Source organism: uncultured Megasphaera sp., assembly GCF_958350005.1.
Classification (GTDB): domain Bacteria; phylum Bacillota; class Negativicutes; order Veillonellales; family Megasphaeraceae; genus Megasphaera.
In genome coordinates, this window is record NZ_CATWFF010000195.1 from 1 (window position 1) to 3634 (window position 3634).

General features: G+C 45.1%; 6 protein-coding genes. 5 read left to right on the plus strand and 1 reads right to left on the minus strand.

The genetic code is table 11. From position 1 onward, the window contains the following. Window positions 1–331, plus strand: a 331-nt coding sequence (locus Q3886_RS09335) for a hypothetical protein (RefSeq protein ID WP_301861157.1), incomplete at its 5' end; no start/stop codon positions are given. A gap of 108 nt (window positions 332–439) precedes the next feature. On the opposite strand, the gene Q3886_RS09340 is transcribed toward Q3886_RS09335, so the two are convergent. Continuing rightward, window positions 440–1474 (minus strand): tyrosine-type recombinase/integrase, encoded by a 1035-nt coding sequence (locus tag Q3886_RS09340; RefSeq protein ID WP_301861158.1) that lies wholly within the window; start codon window positions 1472–1474, stop codon window positions 440–442. A 72-nt stretch (window positions 1475–1546) separates the two neighbouring features. On the opposite strand from Q3886_RS09340, the gene Q3886_RS09345 reads away from it, so the two are divergent. From Q3886_RS09345 to Q3886_RS09360, 4 genes are all read left to right on the plus strand, one after another. Further along, on the plus strand, window positions 1547–2023 hold the full coding sequence (locus Q3886_RS09345; RefSeq protein ID WP_301861160.1) for a holin family protein: 477 nt from the start codon (window positions 1547–1549) through the stop codon (window positions 2021–2023). After that, window positions 2020–2577, plus strand: a complete 558-nt coding sequence (locus Q3886_RS09350) for an N-acetylmuramoyl-L-alanine amidase (protein ID WP_301861162.1) — start codon at window positions 2020–2022, stop codon at window positions 2575–2577. Before Q3886_RS09345 ends, Q3886_RS09350 begins: the two co-directional genes overlap by 4 nt. 13 nt (window positions 2578–2590) lie before the next feature. Then, on the plus strand, window positions 2591–2827 hold the full coding sequence (locus Q3886_RS09355) for a hypothetical protein (RefSeq protein ID WP_301861163.1): 237 nt from the start codon (window positions 2591–2593) through the stop codon (window positions 2825–2827). Window positions 2828–2925: 98 nt separating this feature from the next. Next, window positions 2926–3258 carry a hypothetical protein gene (locus Q3886_RS09360; RefSeq protein WP_301861165.1) on the plus strand — a complete coding sequence of 111 codons (333 nt, stop codon included), beginning with the start codon at window positions 2926–2928 and terminating at the stop codon, window positions 3256–3258. Window positions 3259–3634: the final 376 nt, after the last annotated feature.

Below are 3634 nucleotides of genomic sequence, written 5' to 3' on the forward strand. Positions count from 1 at the left end.
CCTGAATTACCACTATCAGCAGTACGTAGCCAATCGAGACGACAACGTTATCATTGACAACATGGGCTTTGACACTACGTCGGCAGGTCAGCAGGACTGGCAGATTTCCCTGACCTTGATGGGCGATTCTGGGCAGTACAAAGTCTATGATATAGATGGGAAAACGGCAAAACTGGCGACTGTATCTAAATCTCAGATGATGGCAGCCGGGGAGGCTGCTAGAGCGCAACAACTTGCGGCTTATAACGATTTTGTCACTATTCGAGGAAAAATCAAGAATTGTACTACTACAGATGAATTACAGGAGTATTTACCGGATGAAATGGCATAGTTACGCCATATGTAAGGAATTTAAGCGTTAGATACACGTTAGTTACATAATAATCTTATGTTTCAGAGATACAAGGCAATTTAGGCGATGGCTTTCGTGACGCGTTAGTTACAATAAGTCAATCGCTTTTTTGAGTTGTCTTACATTTTTATGCGTATATATACCGTCGGTGATGTCTTGGATTGCATGACCGAGGATGCGTTTGATAGCAATCTTATTTGCGCCTTTATCATCCAACCAAGTCGCACACGTATGACGGCATTCGTGGGGAGTGTGATCGCAACGAGCTGCGGCCATTACTTTATCAAAGAGTCGACGGAACCGGCAATAATTTAGTGGATTGCCGTCGTCGTCGACGATCAGCGTTCTGCCTCCCTGGGCAATCCACCATTCATAGTATTTTCGTACTTTCTTGGAAATTGGTACGAGGCGGTTTTGCCCAGCTTTTGTTTTACTGTGCCGGATCTTATAGGTACGGTTACGAAGTTTGACATCTGATGACAATATATTGATGAACTCTGATGGCCTAGGTCCGCTGTAACACATCATGAGGACACATTTAGCCCATTTAGATAACGGGTGTTGGTCATCGTCAGCGATAGCTTTTACACGATTGAGTTGGCGCGTGATAAAGGGCTGTTTTTTGTATTTTTTCCGCGGTCTGTCTACGTCGACAAAGCGACTGATGTCACTGGCCTGTGGCAATATTTGATATTTGACTGCGTATTTATAAACGTTATGCATGACTTGTCGCACACGTTTCTGCGTTGCGTAACCAATGCCGGCATCAGATATGTGTTTAATTATTGCTTGCAGGTCAGCAACGGCAATCTCTCGCAATGGACAGGATGAAATAGCGGCACATTTTGCAAAGGCAATGTCGTAATTTTTGGCCGTGATAGCTGCAATACGAGGGCGCCGCTCGCGCATATCCAGAGCATATACATCGGCAAACGTCATACGTGCCGGCGTGTATACGATTAAATTTTTATTGTAGTCGGCAAGATATGATAAAGCATCATCATATGTAGCAAAGAAAGCGAGGTATTGTTGATGGCCGTCAACCGTTTTGCGGACCGCCCACGGCCGCCGCCGATTTCCGGTAAGATGGGTAATACTGCCAAATCCATTTGGTAATTTCATGGTATTCCTCCAAGGTGTTTTTTTATGAGGATACCATGCAGTCATGAAAGGAGCAAAGATGAAGTTTATTTTATGCGATACGACCATACGAGGAAAACCATGATTGCCGCGCTGAACAGCTGGTTCCGAAGTATGATACCAGCGCAAATACAAATAGAATGGGGGGCAGTTATGTCCGGAATAGGAACGATAGTCACGTACGTTATGGGCTGGAGCGATATGCATGAAGCCCTTGTCGTCATTATGGCGATAGACTATGTAACGGGCATCATTGCGGCGTACGTTAATCCCCATTTAAAACTCAACAGCAAAAAAGGATTTTCTGGATTTTGCAAAAAGATGGTCATTCTATGCCTTGTCACGCTGAGTCATGAAATCGACATGGCGCTGGGTAAAGAAGTGACGCAGCAATTTGTCATATGGTTTTTTATCGCGAATGAAGGGCTATCAATCATCGAAAACGCTGCAAAAGCCGGCTTGCCTATACCCAAGAAATTACAAGATGTATTAGAACAACTAGCGATGGAAAAAGGAGAGACGAAGAAATGAAAGTTTATATTAACCCTGGCCATGATAAAACATACGACAGTGGGGCAGTCAACCCCGTAACGGGACTACGTGAATGTGACGTAGCTGCCAAAATCGGTGAAGATGTGAAGCGGTATCTGGAAGCGGCAGGATGCGAGGTAAGGCTCCTGCAAAGCGACAACTTAATGTATGATACGCAATATGCCGATCGGCCCGTTGCGGTTTGCGCTGACGCCAACGCCTGGCCGGCAGATATTTTCGTATCGTTACATTGCAATGCTTTTAATACGGAAGCAAAGGGGACAGAAGTCGAATGCTATCGCGTAAATACGCAAGGTGGAACACTGGCAAACTGCATCCAGGGGCAAATTGTCAGGAGCTTAGGAACAGTAGATCGTGGCATCAAAGAACGGCCGGACCTTATAGTTTTGAACTGCACAGAGATGCCGGCGGCACTCGTTGAAATGGCATTTATCGATAATAACGCGGATGCGGCACTTTTGACGCAGCGCAGCGACGACTTTGCGAGAGCTATTGCTCGCGGGATTACTGACTATCAATTAACCTTAGCCTAGGAGGTATCACATCATGGATGAAAATAAAATCAAGGAAATGATTGACCAGAAATTACAGGATGTTGAAGCAAACGTACAGGCCGGCTTTGAAGAACTAAAAGAAGAACTCAAAGAAAAAGCCGAAGACATTAAAGCGTCTCACGACGAAGTAGTCGATACGAAGACGAATAAATTAGGGGCTTATTTTTTTAGGGCCGTAGAGTTTTTAACGCTTTGCGCCGTTGTTTACCACATCGTATCGTCGCTGTAAACGGGGAGGTGATCATATAGGTATCTTTCGTGGCATGGAAAGGGTGATGAAAAACGGATGCGGGAACTAAAAAGAAAATTGGGTACTGCCTTATTGGCGTGCTGCTTGTTGCTGCCATCGGCTGGCTGGGCCGCGGATATTACGACGACCGCGCCTCAGATAATAACGATGCAAGCGGCACAATACAACAGGCTCAAAGAGATAATCAATCAGCAATCAATGATGTTGGAGACGCTGCAGCTCAAATTGACGAGGCTCAGTCAAAACTCGACGGCGGACAAACAGACATTGATGAGGCTTCAGGACGACTTGATGAGCTGCAGAGTCGAACTGACGCAGACGCAGCAGTCCTTAACGAGTGCCAGGGAATCATTGACGCTTGCCGAATCCAGCTTGAAGCAGCAAAGCGAATCTTTGCAGACATTGACTGAGAGAATAAACTTGATGACTGACGAGCAAAAACGGATGAAACGGCAGCGGAATACGTGGGCCGTGATTGCCGGTGTTGCGGTGCTTTGGATAGTCTGCAAATAGTACTGAAAAAGGCGTCAGACTAGAGAATATCTAGCCAGACGCCTTATATTTTTTTGCACAAATCAGTCTAAAAAGATTGACAAGCAATCCAAAAAGATGTATAATATAATCATAGAGAGGAGGTGAGAGCATGAAGAAAAGAGAAAAAATAAGCCTTGTAACAGCACTCATCCAGTTGGCTACCGCGATTGTGTTGCTGATACAAAGCTTAAATAAGTAAGTTACAGGGGGATTGCTTCTGATAAAGAGGCACGTTTTCCTACATCTCTTTTC